We start from the raw sequence: 1,001 nt of genomic DNA on the forward strand, positions 1-1,001 counted from the left end.
GACGCCTCAGCGACGGCGCGGACGTCGACGCGTTCGTGCTCACCTCGACCGTGCACGACGACCCGCGCATCGACTGGCTCTGGGGCCGCGGCATCCGGTTCGTCGCCTTCGGCAGGCCCTGGGGGCACCTCGACGCGCCGCATCCGTGGGTCGACGTCGACGGGCAGGCCGGCGTGCGCGCCGCGACCGCGCACTTCGTCGCGACCGCCGGACCCCGGGTCGGATACATCGGCTGGCCCACCGGATCGGGCACCGGCGACGACCGGCGCGCCGGATGGGCGAGCGTGATCGCCGAACATGCTCCCGCCGGAATGTCCGCCGACGGCCTGCTCGCCGACCTCGAGATCGACGCCCTCGAAGGCGTCGCCGAAGGCGGACGCGCGGCCCGCGAGCTCGTCGCGCGCACCGACGTCGACGCGATCGTGTGCGCCTCCGACTCCCTCGCGCTCGGCGCGTTCCTCGCCGTCGGCGACACCGTGCCGGTCTGCGGCTTCGACGACACCCCCGTCGCCGTGTCCCTCGGCTTCTCGAGCGTCGAGCAGCAGCTCGGCGAGGTCGCGCGCGCCGTGCTCGACCTGCTCGCCCTGCCCGACGACGCCACCGACGCCCAGGCCCACCGCCTCGTCACCCCGCGCCTCGTCGTGCGGTAGCGGCCGCGCCCTGGTCGGGGGGTGGCGCTGCTGCTCACGGCGGTCGCGGTGCTGCGCGTGGGTGGCGCCGCTGCGCGTGGGTCGCGGTGCTGCGCGTGTGTCGCGCCGCGGTCGCGGGGGTCGCGCTGCTGCGCGGCGGTCGCGGTGCTGCGCCGTCATTCCTCCTCGCCGAGTCCACATCTCTGCGCCGAGTCCATGCGCGGCGCGCGCCGGGCGTGTATGGATTCGGCGCGATGACGTTGATTCGGACCGGGGGTGGGTCGCGGGGCTGGGGCGCGTCGAGAGTACGCGGCGCGGGAGCTTCAGGGCGCGGAGGGTGAGTCTCTTAGCGTGGTGTCACTTCCCGCGGGG

General features: G+C 75.3%; 1 protein-coding gene. It reads left to right on the plus strand.

The features are described 5' to 3' along the window. The first annotated feature begins 50 nt into the window (after positions 1-50). Positions 51-650, plus strand: coding sequence for a substrate-binding domain-containing protein (locus ASG00_RS17190; RefSeq protein WP_235559211.1), 600 nt, complete (start codon positions 51-53; stop codon positions 648-650). Positions 651-1,001: the final 351 nt, after the last annotated feature.

The organism is Microbacterium sp. Leaf351 (assembly GCF_001423825.1).
Lineage (GTDB): Bacteria > Actinomycetota > Actinomycetes > Actinomycetales > Microbacteriaceae > Microbacterium > Microbacterium ginsengisoli.